The sequence below is a fragment of the Lysobacter sp. TAF61 genome (assembly GCF_052113485.1).
Taxonomy (GTDB): domain Bacteria; phylum Pseudomonadota; class Gammaproteobacteria; order Xanthomonadales; family Xanthomonadaceae; genus Lysobacter_J.
Genome location: NZ_JBFRDH010000002.1, coordinates 331,474 through 349,422, shown reverse-complemented (window position 1 = coordinate 349,422; position 17,949 = coordinate 331,474). Strand labels below are relative to the sequence as shown.

14 protein-coding genes are annotated in these 17,949 nt (G+C 67.6%); 10 read left to right on the top strand and 4 right to left on the bottom strand.

The features are described 5' to 3' along the window. Window positions 1–52: 52 nt before the first annotated feature. Window positions 53–865: a bifunctional DNA-formamidopyrimidine glycosylase/DNA-(apurinic or apyrimidinic site) lyase gene (gene mutM, locus AB4Y64_RS06015; RefSeq protein ID WP_441815529.1), complete on the bottom strand. Its 813-nt coding sequence runs from the start codon at window positions 863–865 to the stop codon at window positions 53–55. A gap of 49 nt (window positions 866–914) precedes the next feature. On the opposite strand from mutM, the gene AB4Y64_RS06010 reads away from it, so the two are divergent. The 8 genes from AB4Y64_RS06010 to AB4Y64_RS05975 all read left to right on the top strand — a co-directional run bounded on the left by AB4Y64_RS06010 (window position 915) and on the right by AB4Y64_RS05975 (window position 10,672). Beyond that, complete coding sequence (locus tag AB4Y64_RS06010) at window positions 915–1,790, top strand: CHAD domain-containing protein (protein ID WP_441815528.1); 876 nt, start codon at window positions 915–917, stop codon at window positions 1,788–1,790. A 145-nt stretch (window positions 1,791–1,935) separates the two neighbouring features. Then, the gene (locus AB4Y64_RS06005; RefSeq protein ID WP_441815527.1) at window positions 1,936–3,123 is read left to right on the top strand and encodes a DesA family fatty acid desaturase; all 1,188 of its coding nucleotides are present in this window, start codon (window positions 1,936–1,938) and stop codon (window positions 3,121–3,123) included. Between the two features lie 14 nt (window positions 3,124–3,137). Beyond that, entirely contained in the window at window positions 3,138–3,506 is a 369-nt protein-coding gene (locus tag AB4Y64_RS06000; protein ID WP_441815526.1) for an EF-hand domain-containing protein, read from the top strand. 326 nt (window positions 3,507–3,832) lie between these two features. Next, window positions 3,833–4,918 carry a sensor histidine kinase gene (locus AB4Y64_RS05995; RefSeq protein WP_441815525.1) on the top strand — a complete coding sequence of 362 codons (1,086 nt, stop codon included), beginning with the start codon at window positions 3,833–3,835 and terminating at the stop codon, window positions 4,916–4,918. 2 nt (window positions 4,919–4,920) lie between these two features. Beyond that, the gene (locus AB4Y64_RS05990; protein WP_441815524.1) at window positions 4,921–5,790 is read left to right on the top strand and encodes a LytR/AlgR family response regulator transcription factor; all 870 of its coding nucleotides are present in this window, start codon (window positions 4,921–4,923) and stop codon (window positions 5,788–5,790) included. A 168-nt stretch (window positions 5,791–5,958) separates the two neighbouring features. Continuing rightward, window positions 5,959–9,060: an efflux RND transporter permease subunit gene (locus tag AB4Y64_RS05985; protein WP_441815523.1), complete on the top strand. Its 3,102-nt coding sequence runs from the start codon at window positions 5,959–5,961 to the stop codon at window positions 9,058–9,060. A gap of 26 nt (window positions 9,061–9,086) precedes the next feature. Continuing rightward, complete coding sequence (locus AB4Y64_RS05980; RefSeq protein WP_441815522.1) at window positions 9,087–10,181, top strand: efflux RND transporter periplasmic adaptor subunit; 1,095 nt, start codon at window positions 9,087–9,089, stop codon at window positions 10,179–10,181. After that, the gene (locus AB4Y64_RS05975; protein ID WP_441815521.1) at window positions 10,178–10,672 is read left to right on the top strand and encodes a hypothetical protein; all 495 of its coding nucleotides are present in this window, start codon (window positions 10,178–10,180) and stop codon (window positions 10,670–10,672) included. Before AB4Y64_RS05980 ends, AB4Y64_RS05975 begins: the two co-directional genes overlap by 4 nt. A 6-nt stretch (window positions 10,673–10,678) precedes the next feature. On the opposite strand, the gene AB4Y64_RS05970 is transcribed toward AB4Y64_RS05975, so the two are convergent. Next, window positions 10,679–12,145: a DUF1254 domain-containing protein gene (locus AB4Y64_RS05970; RefSeq protein ID WP_441815520.1), complete on the bottom strand. Its 1,467-nt coding sequence runs from the start codon at window positions 12,143–12,145 to the stop codon at window positions 10,679–10,681. A gap of 220 nt (window positions 12,146–12,365) precedes the next feature. Here AB4Y64_RS05970 and AB4Y64_RS05965 point away from each other — a divergent pair, with 220 nt between their 5' ends. Next, entirely contained in the window at window positions 12,366–12,920 is a 555-nt protein-coding gene (locus tag AB4Y64_RS05965; protein WP_441815519.1) for a hypothetical protein, read from the top strand. A 12-nt stretch (window positions 12,921–12,932) separates the two neighbouring features. Here AB4Y64_RS05965 and AB4Y64_RS05960 read toward each other — a convergent pair whose 3' ends face one another. Beyond that, entirely contained in the window at window positions 12,933–13,661 is a 729-nt protein-coding gene (locus tag AB4Y64_RS05960) for a ThuA domain-containing protein (protein ID WP_441815518.1), read from the bottom strand. 164 nt (window positions 13,662–13,825) lie between these two features. Here AB4Y64_RS05960 and AB4Y64_RS05955 point away from each other — a divergent pair, with 164 nt between their 5' ends. Beyond that, on the top strand, window positions 13,826–16,183 hold the full coding sequence (locus AB4Y64_RS05955; RefSeq protein ID WP_441815517.1) for a Tex family protein: 2,358 nt from the start codon (window positions 13,826–13,828) through the stop codon (window positions 16,181–16,183). Window positions 16,184–16,280: 97 nt separating this feature from the next. On the opposite strand, the gene AB4Y64_RS05950 is transcribed toward AB4Y64_RS05955, so the two are convergent. Next, entirely contained in the window at window positions 16,281–17,945 is a 1,665-nt protein-coding gene (locus AB4Y64_RS05950) for an MFS transporter (protein ID WP_441815516.1), read from the bottom strand. Between the last annotated feature and the right edge of the window lie 4 nt (window positions 17,946–17,949).

The following is a 17,949-nucleotide window of genomic DNA, read 5'->3' as shown; positions in this document are numbered from 1 at the left end:
AGTGGCCGGACTATAGCGCGTTTGCGTGTTTTTCCCTGTACACGGGCTTGCCTTACCTCTGGCAACTTCCGCACCACACCGTCGCGCGCTGTCCGATCGCCGCCTGTTTCAGCGGCCGGCCGCAGCGCGGGCAGGGCTCGCCGCCACGCCCATAGGCCGACAATTCCTGTTCGAAATATCCCGGCGCGCCATCGGGACTGATGAAGTCGCGCAGGGTCGTGCCGCCGCGATCGATGGCGTGGCCGAGGATGCGGCGGATCTGCGCGGCCAGCTGCTGGTAGCGCTCCCTCGATACCTTGCCGGCCGCCCGCAGCGGCGACACCCCGGCGGCGAAAAGTGCTTCGGCGACGTAGATGTTGCCCACGCCGACCACCACCTTCTGGTCCATCAGGAAGGTCTTTACCGGCGCGCTGCGGCCGCGACTGAGCGCGAACAGGTAATCGCCGTCGAAGTCGTCCGACAGCGGCTCCGGCCCGAGCCCGGCGAGCAGTTCGTGGGTTTCGCCCGGCCCCTGCCAGAGCAGGCTGCCGAACCGGCGCGGGTCGTTGAAGCGCAGGACCTGGCCCGAATCCAGGGCCAGGTCGACATGGTCATGCGCGCGCACCGGGGTATCGGCCGGCAGCACCCGCAAGCTGCCGGACATGCCCAGGTGCAACAGGGCGCTTCCGGCGGTGGTGTCGAGCAGCAGGTACTTGGCGCGGCGGCGGACCTGGTCGATGCGCTGGCCCGGCAGGACCTGGCGGATCTCGTCCGGGATCGGCCAGCGCAGGTCGGGCCGGCGCAACGTGGCGGTCACCACGCGACGGCCTTCGACGTGCGGCGCCAGGCCGCGACGGGTGGTCTCTACTTCGGGCAACTCGGGCATGGGCTGAGCGTACTATCGCGACATCCGATGCGTGGGGTCTGGGAGCGCGATGGGCAAGAGCGCGACGCCGTCCACCCTTGCCGGCGACCTCCCGGTCGCCGCGGTGCACGTGTTGCCGATGCCCTCGCCGGGACCGGCCCTGCGCGACTATGCGCGTGGCGAACTCGAGGCCGCGCTCGACGCACTGGCGCAGACCGGCGATGACCTCCACGAAGGGGTGCACAGGGCCCGCAAGGGCCTGCGCCGCGTGCGCGCGACGCTGGCGCTGGGCGACGGCATCCTCGGACCGGGCGTTGGCCTGGTCGATCGCGAGATCAAGCACCTCAACACCGGCCTGTCCCTGCTGCGCGACGCGCACGCGCTGGTGGAAACACTGGCACGGCTGCACAAGCGCTCGCGCAAGGGCGCCACCCGGGAATTGCTGGCCCAGGCCCGTGCCGACGCAGTCGTCGCCCGCGAAGCCACTGCCGGCGCCGAAGTCTCCATGGACCCGGCAATGGGACAGCGACGCGGCTTGATCGAAGTGCTCGCCGCAGCGCTGCCGGCGCTCGACTGGGAACGGCTGACACCCTCGGCGGCACGCATGGCGCTGGCCGACAGTGATGAGCGCAGCCAGCGTGCCCGCGGCATCGCCCTGGGCAAGGGCGGCGACAGCGACTGGCACCGCTGGCGCCGTCGTGCCCGTCGCGCCTCGCAGCAGCGTCGCGCGCTCGAAGCGGTCGGCGTGGCGGTCCCGGCCACCGCGCCCGAGGTCTTCGACAAGCGCACCACCGAACGCCTCGGCGAAGCGCAGGACCTGACCCTGCTGCTGGATCATTGCGGCAAGGGATCCCCGTTCAGCAAAACAGAACGCCAGGCCCTGCGCGCCTATGCCGAACCTGCATTGGCCCGACTGCGAAAGCGCATCACGACCGCTCGTCGCTGAGCGCCCGCACCGGCCTTGCGGGCCGATGTGAACGTCCCCATCACATCTGCGGCCCATACCGGCGCGAAGGGTGGGCCGCAGCTGGCATCATCCACCTACGACTGTGCTGTTTGCCGGTCTGCCTGTGCGTCTGCGGAGTCTTTCAATGTTCGTTTCATCCCTGCTCGATTTCCTTGCCGGTGGTGTGGTCCAGGCCACCTGGGTCGAGTTGCTCGTTTACCTCCTGGTCGTCACCCAGCTGACGATCTTCTCGGTCACGCTCTACCTGCACCGCTCGATGGCGCATCGCTCCGTCGATTTCCATCCGGTGCTGGCGCATTTCTTCCGCTTCTGGACGTGGCTGACCACCTCGATGATCACGCGCGAGTGGGCGGCGATCCATCGCAAGCACCACGCCAAGTGCGAGACCGAGGACGACCCGCACAGCCCGCAGTTCAAGGGCATCGACACGGTGATGTGGCGCGGCGTCGAGTTGTACCGCGAAGCGCGCGGTCAGCGCGAGGACATCGAGAAGTACGGCAAGGGCTGCCCGGACGACTGGATCGAGCGCAACCTCTACACGCGCCACGCGACGATGGGCCCGGTGCTGATGTTGTTCATCAGCTTCGCCCTGTTCGGTTTCGCCGGCGTCGCCGTGTGGGCGATCCAGATGGTGTGGATCCCGTTCTGGGCCGCGGGCGTGGTCAACGGCCTGGGTCACTGGTGGGGCTACCGCAACTTCGAGACGACCGACACCGCGACCAACCTCACCCCGTGGGGCTTCTGGATCGGCGGCGAAGAGCTGCACAACAACCACCATGCGTTCCCGAGCTCGGCCAAGTTCGCGCTGCGCAAGTTCGAGTTCGACATCGGCTGGAGCGCGATCAAGCTGTTCGAGAAGGTCGGCCTGGCCAAGGTCCTGCGCGTCGCGCCGACCCTGGACGTGCGCCCGAACATCGCCATGCCCGACGGTGAAACACTGAAGGCATTGCTGGCGATCCGCTTCCAGGCGATGACCGACTACTACCGCAACGTCACCCTGCCGGCACTGCGCGAAGCCAAGTTCAAGTTGCCGCGCAGCCTGCGCCAGGGCCTGGCCGACGATGGCCGTTGGCTCGACGACGACAAGCGCGCCAAGCTGCAGGCCTGGCTGGCGGAACGCCCGAGCATGGCCACGCTGGCCGAGTACCGCCAGCGCCTGGCGCAGGTGCTGGACGAGCGTTCGCACGATGCCCAGGCCACCCTGGCCAAGCTGCAGGCGTGGTGCGCCGAGGCCGAGGCCAGCGGCAACCAGGCGTTGCAGGCATTCTCCGCGCGCCTGAAGGGCTACGCCCTCGCGCCGGCACACGCCTGAGCACCACGCGCGTGATGCCCACGGTGTCGCGCAATGTCCGGCCCGCGCTGCAATGCGCGGGCTTTTCTTTTGCGTTGCTGGTTGCCCTGGCGATGCCGTCGTGGGCGCAAGTGCAGGCGGCCGGCGATTACCTCTCGCGCATGGACAGCGACGGCGATGGCCGCATCGCCCTGCCCGAATTCCAGGACTGGATGAGCTACGCGTTCAATCGCATGGACGTGGATGGCGACGGCGTGCTGACGCCCGCCGAACTCCCCGGCGGACGCGGCAAGCCGGTCACCCTTGCCGAACATCGGCAGACGCTGGCCACGACCTTCGCCCGCCAGGACCGCAACAAGGACGGCTACCTGGACGCGCGCGAACTGGCATCACCCCCGCAGTAAGCCGCCCCCCCACCGTTCATCCTGAGCGTAGCGCAGCGAAGTCGAAGGACCACGCACGGTCCGGCCCCAGGTCGCCCCCCCACCGTTCGTCCTGAGCGTAGCGCAGCGAAGTCGAAGGACCACGCAACGCCGGGCCGTGCCGACCCCCCGACTTCGCACCTGCGGCGCTACGCTCAGGACGAACGGTGCAGTTCACCCAGGCGCATACAGTGCAGGTGCCCATCCGTGTAAGCGGCGAACCGTGCCTGCACCGCGCCGAGCCGTTGCCAGTCCCCTGCCTGTACAGGCGTAGCATCGTGGTTGTGTACCGCCCGAACGCTGCGCCCATGGCCATCGCTGCATCGCACCCGCTCGACCTGCCCCGGCAGCACCTGTTCTGGCTGCTTCATATCGGCGGCTGGGCCGCCTATTTCTCGCTGGGTTACCTCTCCGCCATCGCCCACGACAAGCCGTCGGGCTACTGGATCGTGCCGCTGACCGCGGCCTCGACCGGCGCCGTCGCCACGCTCGGCCTGCGTTACCTGCTGCGCGCCTGCTGGGGCCTGACGCCGCGGCGGCTGATGATGGTGATGGTGCTGCCGATCCTGGCCAGTTCGGCGGTGATGGACCTGGCCACGCGCACGGTGCTGGTCGACTTCTGCGACACCTGCGTGCCGGAAAACCGCGCCGCCTACATCGCCTATGCACTGAGCTACATCTACGTGGTGCTGGCCTGGGTCGGCCTGTACCTGGGGGTGAAGTACTACGGCCAGCTGCAGGACGAAACCCGGCGCGCGCTGGCGGCACGCACCATGGCCCACCAGGCGCAGCTGAAGATGCTGCGCTACCAGCTCAACCCGCACTTCCTGTTCAACACGCTCAATGCCATTTCCACGCTGATCCTCGACCGCGACAACGCCACCGCCAACCGCATGGTGCAGGGCCTGTCGGCGTTCCTGCGCCACTCGCTCGACAACGACCCGATGCAGCGGGTAACGCTGCGCCAGGAGCTCGATGCGCTGACGCTGTACCTGGACATCGAGAAGATCCGCTTCGCCGAGCGCCTGCGCATCGAAACGGCCATCGACGAGGATTGCTGGCGCGCGCTACTGCCGAGCCTGCTGCTGCAGCCGCTGGTGGAGAACGCCATCAAGTACGCCGTCGCCAAGCAGATCGCCGGTGGCATGTTGCGGATCGAAGCAGAACGCGAAGGTGCGCAACTGGTCCTGCGCGTGATCGACGACGGCCCCGGCTGCGATTGCCTCGAGGGCGGGCAGGTGCCGGCAGGCAAGGGCGTGGGCCTGCGCAACACGCGTGAGCGCCTCAGCGTGCTGTACGGCGAGGCCAGCGGCTTCGGCGTGCGCAACCGCGAGCGCGGCATCGAAGTCACGCTGCGCCTTCCCTTCGAAACCTCCCAGACCATCGGAGAGTGAGCATGGACCGGGCGACGACGGGGCGCAGTCACCGCGGCAACGGCGTCAACGCCGCACACGGCACGACGACCAAACTGCGCGCGATCGTGGTCGACGACGAACCGCTGGCGCGCCGTGGCCTGGAGATCCGCCTTGGCGACCACCACGACATCGAGCTCGTCGGCCAGTATGGCGACGGCGCCGCTGCGATCCAGGGGCTGCGCGTGCATCGCCCCGACCTGATGTTCCTCGATGTGCAGATGCCGGGCATGGACGGCTTCGAGACGCTGCGCAGCATCCCGGCGGTGGAGATGCCGCTGGTCGTGTTCGTCACCGCCTACGACCACTACGCGATCCGCGCCTTCGAAGCGTCCGCCACCGACTACCTGCTCAAGCCGGTCGATGACGCCCGCCTGCACCAGGCACTGGCGCGCGTGCGACAGGCGCATGCGCAACGCGAAGCCAGCGGCCACTGCGCGCACCTGCTGGGATTGCTGAGCGAACTCAGCGGGCACCCGACGCTCGATCTGGACGAAGCCCTCAAGCCCGACGCGATCGAGCAACTGCGTCGCGACGACAAGCTCGCCGTGCGCGATGGCGGGCGCACGGTGCGCGTGGACCTGGCCAGCATCCGCTGGATCGATGCCGCCGGGGACTACATGTGCATCCATACCGACAGCGAGACGCTGGTGCTGCGCGCAACCATGCGCGATCTGGAGAAGCAGCTGGACCCGCAGCGATTCCCGCGCATCCACCGTTCGACGATAGTCAACGCACGCCGCGTCGTGGAGCTGCGACCGCACACCAATGGCGAAGGCTACCTGCGCCTGGACTGCGGCCAGGAGCTGAAGCTGTCGCGCAGCCATCGCGACAAGCTCGACCTGCTGCTGTAGGGGCAGCGGCAAGAAACGGGCCACGTCCGGGCCTTCTGTGCCCGCTCAACGCTTCATCGCGCCCAGACCACCATTCAACGCAAAGCCCGTGAACGCGTGACTTACGGGCCATCTTCGCAGCGAGTACCACGGCGCATCGTGCCCACCGCACCCCTGCGGACCACGCCGATGAAGATCACCGACGCCTCGCTACGAAACCCGGCCGCGGTCGCGGTGATCGTGGCCATGGTCTGCGCCTTCGGGCTGATGAGCCTGTTCAAGCTGCCGCTGCAACTGTTCCCCGACATCGAGCGCCCGCAGATGTCGGTGCAGACCAGCTGGCGCGCGGCGTCGCCGCAGGAAATGGAGTCGGAGATCGTAGAGCCGATCGAGGCGGTGATGCAGGGCCTGCCCGGGCTGGAGGAGATCGAGTCCAACGTCAACGCCGGCAACAGTTTCATCAACCTGACCTTCGCCGTCGGCAGCGACATGGACGCGATGCTGGTGGAGGTGCTGTCGCGGATGAACCGCCTGCAGCCGCTGCCGCGCGACGCAACGCCGCCGGTGGTGCAGAGCGGCGCCGACAACGCCAACAACTCGCTCACCTATTTCTTCGTGCAGAAGCTGCCCGGTACTCCTGGCGACATCCTCGACTTCCGGCAGATGATCGAGGACCGGATAGTGCCGAAGATCGAGGCGGTCGAAGGCGTGGCCGGCGTCGAGATCAACGGCGGCTCGCCGGAAGAGCTGGCCATCAGCCTCAACCTGGAACGCGCCGCGGCGATGGGCATCCAGATCCCGGAAGTGGCCGCGGTTGCCGCGCGCGCCACCGATGTATCGGGCGGCGTGGTCGAGGCCGGCCGCCGCGAGTACGTGCTGCGTTTCGCCGGACGCTATTCGCCCGAGGCGATGGGCAACCTGATCCTGGCCTGGCGCGACGGCCGTCCGGTGCGATTGGCCGACGTCGCCAAAGTCGAAGTGAAGCGCCCCGGGCAGCGCTTCTTCGCCTACCAGAACGGCAATCCGGCGATCGGCCTGCGCATCATTCGCGAGACCGGTGCCAACGTGCTCGATACGCTGGACGAGGTGAAGCGCGTGGTCGCCGATGTGCGCGAGAAGGATCTCAAGCCGATCGGACTCGACATTGCCCAGAGCTTCGATGCTTCGGTCTTCATCAATCGCGCGATCAGCCTGCTGTCGGGCAGCCTGGGCGCCGGCGTGCTGCTCGCCGTCGGCTGCCTGTGGTGGTTCCTGCGCGACGTCCGCGCCACGGCGCTGATCGCCTGCGCAATCCCTATTTCGCTGCTGGCCACCTTCATCGTGCTGCAGCTCACCGGCCGCAGCCTCAACGTGATCTCGCTGGCGGGACTGGCTTTCGCCGTCGGCATGGTCATGGACGCGGCGGTGGTGGTCGCCGAGAACATCGTGCGACTTCGCGAGGAGGGCATGCCCGCGCGCCAGGCCGCGCTGGAAGGCACCAGCCAGGTCGCCGTCGCCCTGGTGGCATCGACCATCACGACGGTCGCGGTGTTCGTGCCGGTGATCTTCATGGAGGACGTGGAGGGGCAGTTGTTCGCCGACCTCGCCCTGACCATCTCGATCGCCGTGGCCATCTCGCTCGTCGTCGCCGTGACGGTGCTGCCTGCCGCCGCAAGCAGCTGGCTGCGCGAACGCAAGGACACGCGCGAGCAGCACCGCACCTGGTCGCGCATCAGCGACTGGGCGATGCGCGTGACGCAAGGCCGCAAGCGCCAGCTGGCATGGGTGGCCGGGCTGGTGCTCGCACCCGCGCTGCTCGCCGCACTGCTGATGCCGAAGATCGACTACCTGCCGCCTGTGAAGCGCGCCGCCGTGGACGCGATCTTCAGCTTCCCGCCCGGCATGGGCCCCGAGCGCGTCGACCGTGAGATCGCACCGACCGTCCTGGAGCGCATGCGGCCGTACATGGAAGGCAAAAAAGCCCCGCAGCTGAGCAACTGGTACCTGCTGTTGTGGCCAGGCGGCGGCACGATCGGTGCACGCGTGGTCGATCCCGACCAGATCGGCGAGCTCGAGCGTGTCGTCCGCGACGAAGTGGTGGTCGGTTTCCCCGACACCCGCGCATTCGCCAGCGAAGGCGAGCTGTTCGGCAGCTTCGGCGGATCCGCGCGTGCGATCGCGATCCACCTGCAGCACTCCGATGGCGATGCCCTGGCGCGCGCCGCCGAAGCCGGCCGCAAGCTGCTGTCCGAGCGTTTTCCTGGCGCCAACGTGCAGGCCTGGCCGAGCGCGGACGCCGGCACGCCGGAACTGCGCATCAATCCCGACGACCGCCGCCTGGCGGAAGTAGGCTGGCGCCGCCCCGAACTCGGCACGGTCGTGCGCACGCTCGGCGACGGCCAATGGCTGGGCGAACACTTCGATGGCGACCGCCGTCTGGCGATCATCCTGCGCACCGACCGCGACAGCAGCATTGAGCGGCTGGGCGCCGCACCGCTGGCAACGCCGCAGGGCGGCGTGCTCAGCCTGGGCGAGCTGGCCCAGGTGGACACCGTGCTCGCGCCGAACCAGCTGCGCCGCATCGACCGCCGCCGCACGGTCACCCTCACCGTCGATCCGCCTGCCGCGATGTCCCTGGAAGAAGCCCTCGACATCGTCGATGCCGATGTCGTCCCCGCCCTGCGCAAGGACCTGCCGGGCGACGCAGAGATCCGCGTCTCCGGCAGCGCCGATCGCCTGGATGAAGTCGTGCGCAGCATGGGCATGAACTTCGCGATGGCGCTGGCGGTGCTGTTCATGCTGATGGCGGCGATGTTCCGCTCGCTGCGCGACAGCGCCTTCGTCATGGCGACCTTGCCGATGGCGGTGCTCGGCGGCGTGCTCGGCCTGCGCGTGCTCGATCTCATCGCCGGGCAGACCCTGGACCTGCTGTCGATGATCGGTTTCATCATGCTGCTGGGCATGGTGATCAACAACGCGATCCTGCTGGTTGCGCAGACGCGCGACGCGCAGGCCGCGGGCGCGACGCTCGACACGGCGCTTCGCCAGGCGCTCGACCAGCGCCTGCGCCCGATCCTGATCGGTGCATTGACCGGCGTGCTCGGCGCGTTGCCGATGGCGATCAATCCCGGTCCCGGCGCGGTGATCTACCGCGGCCTGGCTGCGGTATCGGTCGGCGGTGTCGCGCTGAGCCTGGTGTTCCTGGTCGTGCTGATTCCCGCGCTGCTGCGCCTGGCCGATTCGCGTCGCCGCGTCGCCACCGCGGACAACGCCGCCGGCGCCACCGCACCCCTCCCGCAACTCTCCCCCTGAATGCTTCTCCTCCCCCGGAGCTCGTCATGCGCACCTTGCACAAGACCCTGATTGCCGCGGCGCTGGCTGCGGTCCTGACCGTCCCGCTCGTCGACCTGGATGCCGGCGCCAGCGCACCTCCCCCCGAGGCGCCGCCCGCGATCGTCAGCGTGGCCGCCGCGGTCAGTACCGAGCTGGCGCCGCGGCACTGGGCCCCGGGCAGCGTGATCAGCCGGCAGGACGCGCACGTCGCCAGCGAACAGGACGGGCGCGTGATCAAGGTCGCCGAGGTCGGGCAGAACGTCCGCGCTGGCGATCCCATCGCCGTGCTCGACGACACCACCCTGCGTCTGCAGGAGCGCGAAGGGGAGGCCAATCTGTCGCGCATTCAGGCGCAGCTCGACATGGCCACGCGCCAGGAGCAGCGCTACGCCCAGTTGGCGCAGCAGCAGAACATCGCCCGCTCCCAGTACGAGCAGCAGCAGGCCGACCGCGACATCCTCGTGCAGGAGCGTGCCCGCGCTCAGGCATTGCTCGCCCAGACCCGCCACCAGCGCAAGCAGATGCTGGTGCGCGCGCCGTTCGACGGCGTCGTTGCCGAACGCGAGGTCGAACTGGGTGAGTTCGTGAGCAGTGGTGATCCGGTTGCCCGCGTCGTCGATACCGCCGAACAGGAGGTTCGCGTGCGTGCACCAGTCGATCTCGCACGACACCTTGCGGTCGGAACCCCAGTGCAGGTGCGCTTGGGCGACAGCGAACGCGCGCATGCAGTCAGCGCCCTGGTGCCGGTCGGCGACGAAGCCTCGCGGCAGCTGGAGCTGCGCATCAAGATGGACGCCAGTGAGTTCCCGGTCGGCACCGCCGTCGAAGTCGGCATGCCGAGTGCGGCCACGCGTGCCGTGGTCGCGGTCCCGCGCGACGCCGTGATCCTGCGCCGCGAGGGTGACTTCGTCCTGCGCGTGGGCGCTGACAGCAAGGCGGAGCGGTTGTCGGTGAAGACCGGCGCCGAAGTGGGCGATCTGGTCGAGATCAGCGGCAACGTGAAAGCGGGCGACCGCCTGATCGTTCGCGGTGGCGAGCGCGTCGAGGCCGGGCAGGCGGTTACCCTCCAGGATCTGTCGCGAGCGGTGTCGGCGCGTTGATCAAGAAGCACGTCGCTACCGCCATCCTGCTCGCGCTACTGAGCGCGAGCGCTTCAGCCGTGGAGGCGCCCATGCCGTGCAGCGATCCCGCTTACCGCCAGTTCGATTTCTGGATCGGGCAATGGCAGGTGTTCAAGACCGACGGCACGCTTGCCGGCAGCAACCGCATCGAGAAGGAATACGGTGGCTGTGTCCTGCACGAGCGCTACAGCACGCCGAAGGGCTATCAGGGCGAGAGCCTCAACACCTACGACACGACCCGCAAGCTCTGGCACCAGACCTGGGTCGACAACACCGGCCTCCTGCTGCTGCTCGAAGGGCACCTGGTCGACGGCCGCATGGTGCTGGAAGGTACGAGCGGCACGACCCGCCACCGCATCACCTGGACGCCAAACGCCGACGGCAGCGTCCGCCAGTTCTGGGAGTCCACTGACGCGGGCGGCCAGTGGACCGTGGCCTTCGATGGTCTTTACCACAAGAAGACGCCGTAGCGTCTGCTACTTCACCCGCTCCACCGGCGGCATCTTCCACGTGCCGTCGACGATCGTCTGCTCAGGCCAGTACAGCCGCATGAACAGGTTGAACGATCCTTCCGGAACCGGCAGCCAGTTCGCTTCCTTGTCCTTGCCCGGCGAATCCTTCTGGATGTACAGCGTCAGCGAACCGTCGGGATCGAACCTGAGCTTGTCGCGGTCGCCAATGGCGTAACGGTTGATCGGGTTCTGGATGAAGGCCTGCTTGTCGTTGTAGGTCGTGATCGACCAGAACGCCTTGACCGGGGGCAGCTGGCCCTTGGCGAACTTCATCGTGTAGCGGTTGGCACCATTCAACGGCTGGCCATCGGAATCGGCGACGGCGTGGGGATAGATGGCATCCGACGGAAGGTTGGCGCCCAGGCCGACGAGCGCGACCACTGCACGGGTGCTGTAGTCGGTACCAAAGTTGGCGACGTTGGGCGGCAGGACCGTCCAGCCGTTGATCTCCTTGCCGCGTGGCGCCTTGGTCTCAGCAATGAGTTTTTCACGGCCCGCCTTCATCCCCTCGTCCAGTGCAGCCGCGACCGCGGGATCCAGCGACGCCGCATCAAACGGCTTGCCAGGTGCGATACCAAGCTTGGCGAAACGCTCCAGCGCCGGCGCATCCGCCGCCGAAGGCGGGTTGTCCTGCATCAGACGGTTGAGCCTGCCGAAGAACGTGGCCGCGTCCATGCTCGCCACCTGCGCCGGCGGAGGCGTCTTCATGTCGATGTCGGCCGCAACCGGAAGGCCGGTGGGCGCCTGGTAAGGCTTGCCCCAGCCGCTGAGTGGAACCAGACGGTACTTGTCCTGGATGGCATGCACGGCCTTGTAGTCGCTCTTGCCGTTGGTCTGCGTGCGGCCAATCAACCACACCAGGTTCGTTGGCGACTGTATCGTCTTGAGGCCCTCGGGCAGGGTGCCCTTCCATCCCGGGCCGACCACCGCGAAATCGCCCTTGCCCGTGCCGGTGGTGCGCGACCCCGGCGAGGCGAAGACATCGGTCCAGGCGCCCATCATTTCCATCATGTAGAAGCGCTTGCCCATGTCGGGCACGCTGAGCACCATCGGCTCCTTCGACAGGTCGAGCCAGGCAATCGAGTACAACGTGTCGGCATTGGGGCTGACCACGTCGGTGAAGGTGTAGTCGGGGAACTCGCGCTTGTGGAGGAACTGGTTGGTCGGCGCCTTCTCCCCGTCGCTGGCGTCGGCGACGTTGGTCGACACTGCCCGCGTCACGTCTACCAGCACCAGTGGATAGCCGAACAGATAGGCGTCGGCGACGAGATCGACATTGGCCTTGTGCGCGGCGTCGGATGCGGCATCCGTGGCCGCTGGCGACGTGGCGGTCGGTGCGGTTTCCGTCTTCTTGCAGGCGGTGACGGTGGCGGCCATCACGACGGACACCGCAGTGGCCAACATCAGGCGACGAAAGGGCAGGCTCGACATGACGGCATCCCGGAAAGGCGGCGATGCGGACCATGGCAGGCGACCGGTGAATGACCGGTGAGACCAGCTCGACCCGTTGCAGCCCGCCCGTTGCGGCTCTACCCGCGGCATGCGGCCATTTGCTTGTCCTGCGATGCCGGTGGTAGCGTCGCCGCGGTTGCATCGGTACTTCTGGCGCGCTTGGTCGTGGGCCGCCGTCACTAAACGCGCGGGGGCGTGCATGAGGGGAATTTCTATCGCGGCGCTCTGCCTGCTGGCAGGCACGGCCATGGCCGGTCCGAAGGCTTCGACGGAGACCGACAAGGCGAAGTTCATCCGCCTCACGCGCCAGCTGGAGCAGCGTCCACTTTCCGATCCCGGCAAGCGCATTCGCGGTTGGCTGATGCGATGGACCGTGGACAGCCCGGACGTGATGGTGATGGTCTGCGACCTGCTCGGCCCGGACATCGGCGAGGATGCGCCGCACGCGCCCGAGCTGATGATGCAGATGATGTTCGGCAACGCCGCCTTCCAGATCCAGCACCCGGACCTCAAGGACGATCCGATCGCACCGCAGGTGGCGGGCGTGCGCAGCGCGCTGGCGGCCTACGCGTCGTTCCTGGCCGCCTCGCCGCAGTCGCGGATCGAGGAGCTGGACGAACTGCTTGAACAGGATCGGGATGGCGAGCTGGAGGCCACGCTCGAGCCGGTGATCGAGGAGGAGTGCAGCGACGAGGAAGGCACGTATTCCGTCGATGTGCCGCGACCATCGCGAGCGCTGGCCGGGACTCCGTAACGGACGAGCGTCTCAGCAGTCGTCCGACTTCCGGGTCGCGTAGCTCAGACCCCGTCGCAGCTGTTCCAGGAAGTTCGGATCGGCATAGACGACATCGTCATGCCCCAGGCCCGTGTACCAGCTGCGCCCGCCCTCGAAGGCATGGCACCAGCTGATCGGATGGTCCTTGCCCATGGTGCCGCCTTCGTACAGCGATTCGTCGACGGTGGCCAGGACGTGCACCTGGTCGCGCGGGTTGCGGTCGTAGTTGTACAGCTCGTCGGTGATCGGCCACGGCTTGCCGCTCGCCTCGCCGTCGAGCTCCGGCCGCACCAGTGTCGACTGCAATCCCTTCGGGTGCGACTTGAACCAGGCGCCGACCAGTTGCCCGTACCAGGGCCAGTCGTGCCCGGTATCGGCGGCCGCGTGCACGCCGACGAAGCCGCCGCCGCCGCGCACGAAGGCCTGCAGCGCCTGCTGCTGGCCGGGATCGAGGATGTCGCCGGTGGTGCTGGCGAAAATGACCACCTTGTATCGCGCAAGATTGGCCGCGTTGAAGTCGCCAGCGTCCTCGCTGTGATCGACTTCGAGCCCCTGGTCGGCAGCCAGTCGCTGCAGCGTGGCCACCGCGGTCGGAATCGACGTATGGCGCCAGCCGGCGGTCCTGGTGAACACCAGTGCGCGGTCGGGCGTCGCGGCGGACGCCAGACCGGCTAGCAGGAGGGTGGACGAGCACAACCAGGCGAGGGCATGTCGGCGCATGCGCGGATTCTGCCACGCCCCGGCGAAACCGCGCTGGCGGCCATTCAGCACCACCCTCGCCGCGAACGCACTACGGCGCCGCCCTGTCAACGGGTTACGCGCCAGCGCCGGCATTGCGACAATCGCCTTCTCCCCGGAATTCCGGGTTTTCACGATTGGATGCAATGCAGGACCACAAGCAAGTCGCCGCCCAGGTTGCGGGCAAGATCGCCCGTCTCATCGCCGAGGAAATCGGCGCCCAGACCCAACAGGCCCAGTCCGCCATCGCCCTGCTCGATGAAGGCGCGACCGTGCCGTTCATCGCGCGCTACCGCAAGGAAGTCACCGGCGGCCTCGACGACACCCAGCTGCGCAACCTTGAGACGCGTCTGACCTACCTGCGCGAACTCGAGGATCGCCGCGCCGCGGTGCTGGCCAGCATCGAAGAACAGGGCAAGCTGAGCGACGAACTGCGTGGCGAGATCGAGGCGGCCGACAGCAAGTCGCGCCTGGAAGACCTGTACCTGCCCTACAAGCCCAAGCGCCGCACCAAGGCGCAGATCGCGCGCGAAGCCGGCCTCGAGCCGCTCGCCGAAGGCCTGCTGGCCGATCCGATGTTGGTGCCGGAAGAATTCGCCGCCGGGTTCATCGATGCCGAGAAGGGCGTGGCCGACACCAAGGCCGCGCTGGACGGCGCCCGCGCGATCCTGATGGAGCGCTGGGGCGAGGACGCGGCACTGGTCGGCGAACTGCGCGGCTGGCTGCATGAGGTCGGCGTGATCCGCGCCAAGGTCGCCGAGGGCAAGGAGCTGGCCGGCGAGAAGTTCCGCGACTACTTCGACCATGCCGAACCGCTCTCGAAGATTCCGTCGCATCGGCTGCTCGCACTGTTCCGCGGCCGCCGCGAAGAGTTCCTGTTCCTCGACCTCGACCCGGGCACCGATGCCGCCGCCGGCCACCTGCAGGCCGAAGGCCGCGTTGCCGTGCATGCCGGCATCAGGGCCCAGGGCCGTCCCGCCGACAAGTGGCTGCTCGACTGCTGCCGCCTGACCTGGAAGGCCAAGCTGCACCTGCACCTGCTGCTCGACCTGTTTGCGCAGGCGCGCGAGAAGGCCGAGGCGGAAGCGATCGATGTGTTCGGCGACAACCTCAAGGACCTGATGCTGGCAGCGCCCGCCGGCGCCAAGGCCGTGCTCGGCCTCGATCCGGGCCTGCGCACCGGCGTGAAGGTCGCCGTGGTCGACAGCACCGGCAAGTTCGTCGACCACGCGACGATCTACCCGCACGAGCCCAAGCGCCAGTGGGACCAGTCGTTGGCGATCCTGCGCCAGCTGTGCGTCAAGCACCAGGTCGAACTGATCGCGATCGGCAACGGCACCGCCTCACGCGAGACCGACAAGCTTGCCGGCGATCTGATCAAGCTCGCACCGACGCTGTCGATGCAGAAGATCGTGGTCAGCGAAGCCGGCGCGTCGGTGTACTCGGCGTCGGAATTCGCGGCCAAGGAATTCCCCAACCTCGACGTGTCGATCCGCGGCGCGGTGTCGATCGCGCGACGCCTGCAGGATCCATTGGCCGAGCTGGTCAAGATCGAGCCGAAGGCCATTGGTGTCGGCCAGTACCAGCACGACGTCGACCAGTTCCGCCTGGCGCGCACGCTCGACGCGCGCGTGGAGGACTGCGTGAACGCCGTCGGTGTCGACGTGAACACCGCTTCGGCCGCGCTGCTGACGCGCGTGTCGGGCCTGTCGTCGACCGTGGCCGAGAACATCGTCGTCTACCGCGACAGCAACGGCGCCTTCAAGAGCCGCAAGGAACTGCTGAAGGTACCGCGCCTGGGCGACAAGACGTTCGAGCAGTGCGCCGGCTTCCTGCGCATCAGCGACGGCGACCAGCCGCTGGACGCCTCGTCGGTGCACCCGGAGGCCTATCCGGTGGTCGAGCGCATCCTCAAGCAGTGCGGTCGCGAAGTGAAGCAGCTGATCGGCGACGCCCCGCTGCTGCGCGGCCTGAAAGCCGAGCAGTTCACCGACGATCGCTTCGGCGTGCCGACGGTGCGCGATATCCTCAAGGAACTCGAGAAGCCCGGCCGCGATCCGCGCCCCGAGTTCAAGGCCGCGCGCTTCGCCGACGGTGTCGAGGACATCAAGGACCTGCGCGAGGGCATGATCCTGGAAGGCGTTGTCAGCAATGTCGCCGCGTTCGGCGCGTTCGTCGACATCGGCGTGCACCAGGACGGCCTGATCCACATCTCGGCGCTGTCGGACAAGTACGTCAAGGATCCGCGCGAAGTGGTGAAGGCCGGCGACATCGTCAAGGTGAAGGTGCTCGAGGTCGATGTCGCCCGCAAGCGCATCGCATTGACGCGTCGCCTCGACGACAGCGCGCCTGCTACGCGCGGCCCGCGCGAGGAGCGCGATGCGCGTCCGAACGGGAACCGTGGTGGCCGCGACGGTGGTCGCGCCGCACCGGTGCCGAAGCAGGCGCCGGCGCCGGCGAACAACGCGCTGGCGGCAGCGTTTGCGCGCGCGAAAAAGAGCTAGAAGTCCGTCATTCCCGCCTGCGCGGGAATGACGAAGCAAAACAACAACGCCGGCCCAGGGCCGGCGTTGTCATTACCGCACCACGACGAGTCGGCAGTTACTGCGTGATATCCACGTCCTTCGTCTCGCGCAGGAACAGCGAGCCGATCACGAACGTCATCAGCGCGATCACGATCGGATACCACAGGCCGTAGTACATGTTGCCGGTGGCCGCGACCAGGGCGAAGGCGATCGTCGGCAGGAAGCCGCCGAACCAGCCATTGCCGATGTGATACGGCAGCGACATCGAGGTATAGCGTATGCGGGTCGGGAACAGCTCGACCAGCCATGCCGCGATCGGGCCGTAGACCATCGTCACGTAGATCACCAGGATGGTCAGGACCAGCAGCACCATCGGCTTGTTGATGCGCGCGTCGTCGGCCTTCTCGGGATAGCCGCCGGCCTTGAGGGCCGACTTCAGCTCGCCGGTGAACGCATCGCCCTTGGCCTTGCCGTCTTCCTTGCTCAGGCCCGCGCCTTCATAGCCGCCCACTTCGGTCGAACCGACAGTGACCTTGGCGACGCTGCCGGCCGGGGCGGCCTCGATGGTGTAGGGCACGCCGGCCTTCGCCAACGCCGCGGTGGCGATGTCGCAGGAGTTCGAGAACACCTTCTTGCCGACCGGGTCGAACTGGAACGAGCACGTGCTCGGGTCGGCATGAACCACCGCCGGCGCATTGGTGCTGGCTTCGGCGATGGCCGGGTTGGCGTAGTGGGTCAGCGCCTTGAACAGCGGGAAGTAGGTCAGCGCGGCGATCAGGCAGCCGGCCATCACGATCTTCTTGCGCCCGATCTTGTCCGACAGCCAGCCGAAGAACACGAAGAACGGCGTGCCGATCGCCAGTGCCGCGGCAATCAGCAACCACGTCGTGGTCGCGTCGACCTTCAGCGATTGCGTCAGGAAGTACATCGCGTAGAACTGGCCGGCGTACCAGACCACGGCCTGGCCGGCAGTGGCGCCGAGCAGGGCGAGCAGCACGATGCGGCCGTTGCGGGTGAAGAAGCTCTCGGTGATCGGCGCCTTGGAGGTCTTGCCCTCGGCCTTCATCTGCTGGAACAGCGGCGACTCGTGCAGCTGCATGCGGATCCACACCGACACGCCGAGCAGGATGATCGACAGCAGGAACGGAATGCGCCAGCCCCAGGCTTCGAACGCTTCGGTGCCCAGGTAGGTGCGCACGCCCAGGATCACCAGCAGCGACAGGAACAAGCCGATCGTGGCGGTGGTCTGGATGAAGCTGGTGTAGAGGCCACGCTTGCCGTGCGGCGCGTGCTCGGCGACGTAGGTCGCCGCGCCACCGTACTCGCCGCCCAGTGCCAGGCCCTGCAGCAACCGCAGCAGGATCAGGATTGCGGGAGCGGCGAAACCGATGCTGGCGTAGTTGGGCAGGATGCCGACCAGGAACGTCGACAGGCCCATGATCACGATCGTGACCAGGAACGTGTACTTGCGACCGATCATGTCGCCGATGCGGCCGAAGATGATCGCGCCGAATGGACGCACGGCGAAGCCGGCGGCGAAGGCGAGCAGGGCGAAGATGAAGGCGCTGGTGTCGTTGAGGCCGGAGAAGAACTGCTTGGCGATGATCGCCGCGAGCGAGCCGTACAGGTAGAAGTCGTACCACTCGAACACGGTGCCGAGGCTGGAGGCGAAGATGACCTTCTTGTGCCCCTGCGTCAGCGATGCGGCAGGCTTGCCGGAATTAGCGGTGATGGTGGACATGCGT

Excerpts from the sequence above, each read along its gene's own strand:
- AB4Y64_RS05995 (WP_441815525.1), top strand. The coding sequence starts at position 3,833 with ATGGCCATCGCTGCATCGCACCCGCTCGACCTGCCCCGGCAGCACCTG.
- AB4Y64_RS05955 (WP_441815517.1), top strand. The coding sequence starts at position 13,826 with ATGCAGGACCACAAGCAAGTCGCCGCCCAGGTTGCGGGCAAGATCGCC.
- AB4Y64_RS06000 (WP_441815526.1), top strand. The coding sequence starts at position 3,138 with ATGCCCACGGTGTCGCGCAATGTCCGGCCCGCGCTGCAATGCGCGGGC.
- AB4Y64_RS05980 (WP_441815522.1), top strand. The coding sequence starts at position 9,087 with ATGCGCACCTTGCACAAGACCCTGATTGCCGCGGCGCTGGCTGCGGTC.
- AB4Y64_RS05970 (WP_441815520.1), bottom strand. The coding sequence starts at position 12,145 with ATGTCGAGCCTGCCCTTTCGTCGCCTGATGTTGGCCACTGCGGTGTCC.
- AB4Y64_RS05960 (WP_441815518.1), bottom strand. The coding sequence starts at position 13,661 with ATGCGCCGACATGCCCTCGCCTGGTTGTGCTCGTCCACCCTCCTGCTA.
- AB4Y64_RS06010 (WP_441815528.1), top strand. The coding sequence starts at position 915 with ATGGGCAAGAGCGCGACGCCGTCCACCCTTGCCGGCGACCTCCCGGTC.
- AB4Y64_RS05965 (WP_441815519.1), top strand. The coding sequence starts at position 12,366 with ATGAGGGGAATTTCTATCGCGGCGCTCTGCCTGCTGGCAGGCACGGCC.
- AB4Y64_RS06005 (WP_441815527.1), top strand. The coding sequence starts at position 1,936 with ATGTTCGTTTCATCCCTGCTCGATTTCCTTGCCGGTGGTGTGGTCCAG.
- AB4Y64_RS05990 (WP_441815524.1), top strand. The coding sequence starts at position 4,921 with ATGGACCGGGCGACGACGGGGCGCAGTCACCGCGGCAACGGCGTCAAC.
- AB4Y64_RS05950 (WP_441815516.1), bottom strand. The coding sequence starts at position 17,945 with ATGTCCACCATCACCGCTAATTCCGGCAAGCCTGCCGCATCGCTGACG.
- mutM (WP_441815529.1), bottom strand. The coding sequence starts at position 865 with ATGCCCGAGTTGCCCGAAGTAGAGACCACCCGTCGCGGCCTGGCGCCG.
- AB4Y64_RS05985 (WP_441815523.1), top strand. The coding sequence starts at position 5,959 with ATGAAGATCACCGACGCCTCGCTACGAAACCCGGCCGCGGTCGCGGTG.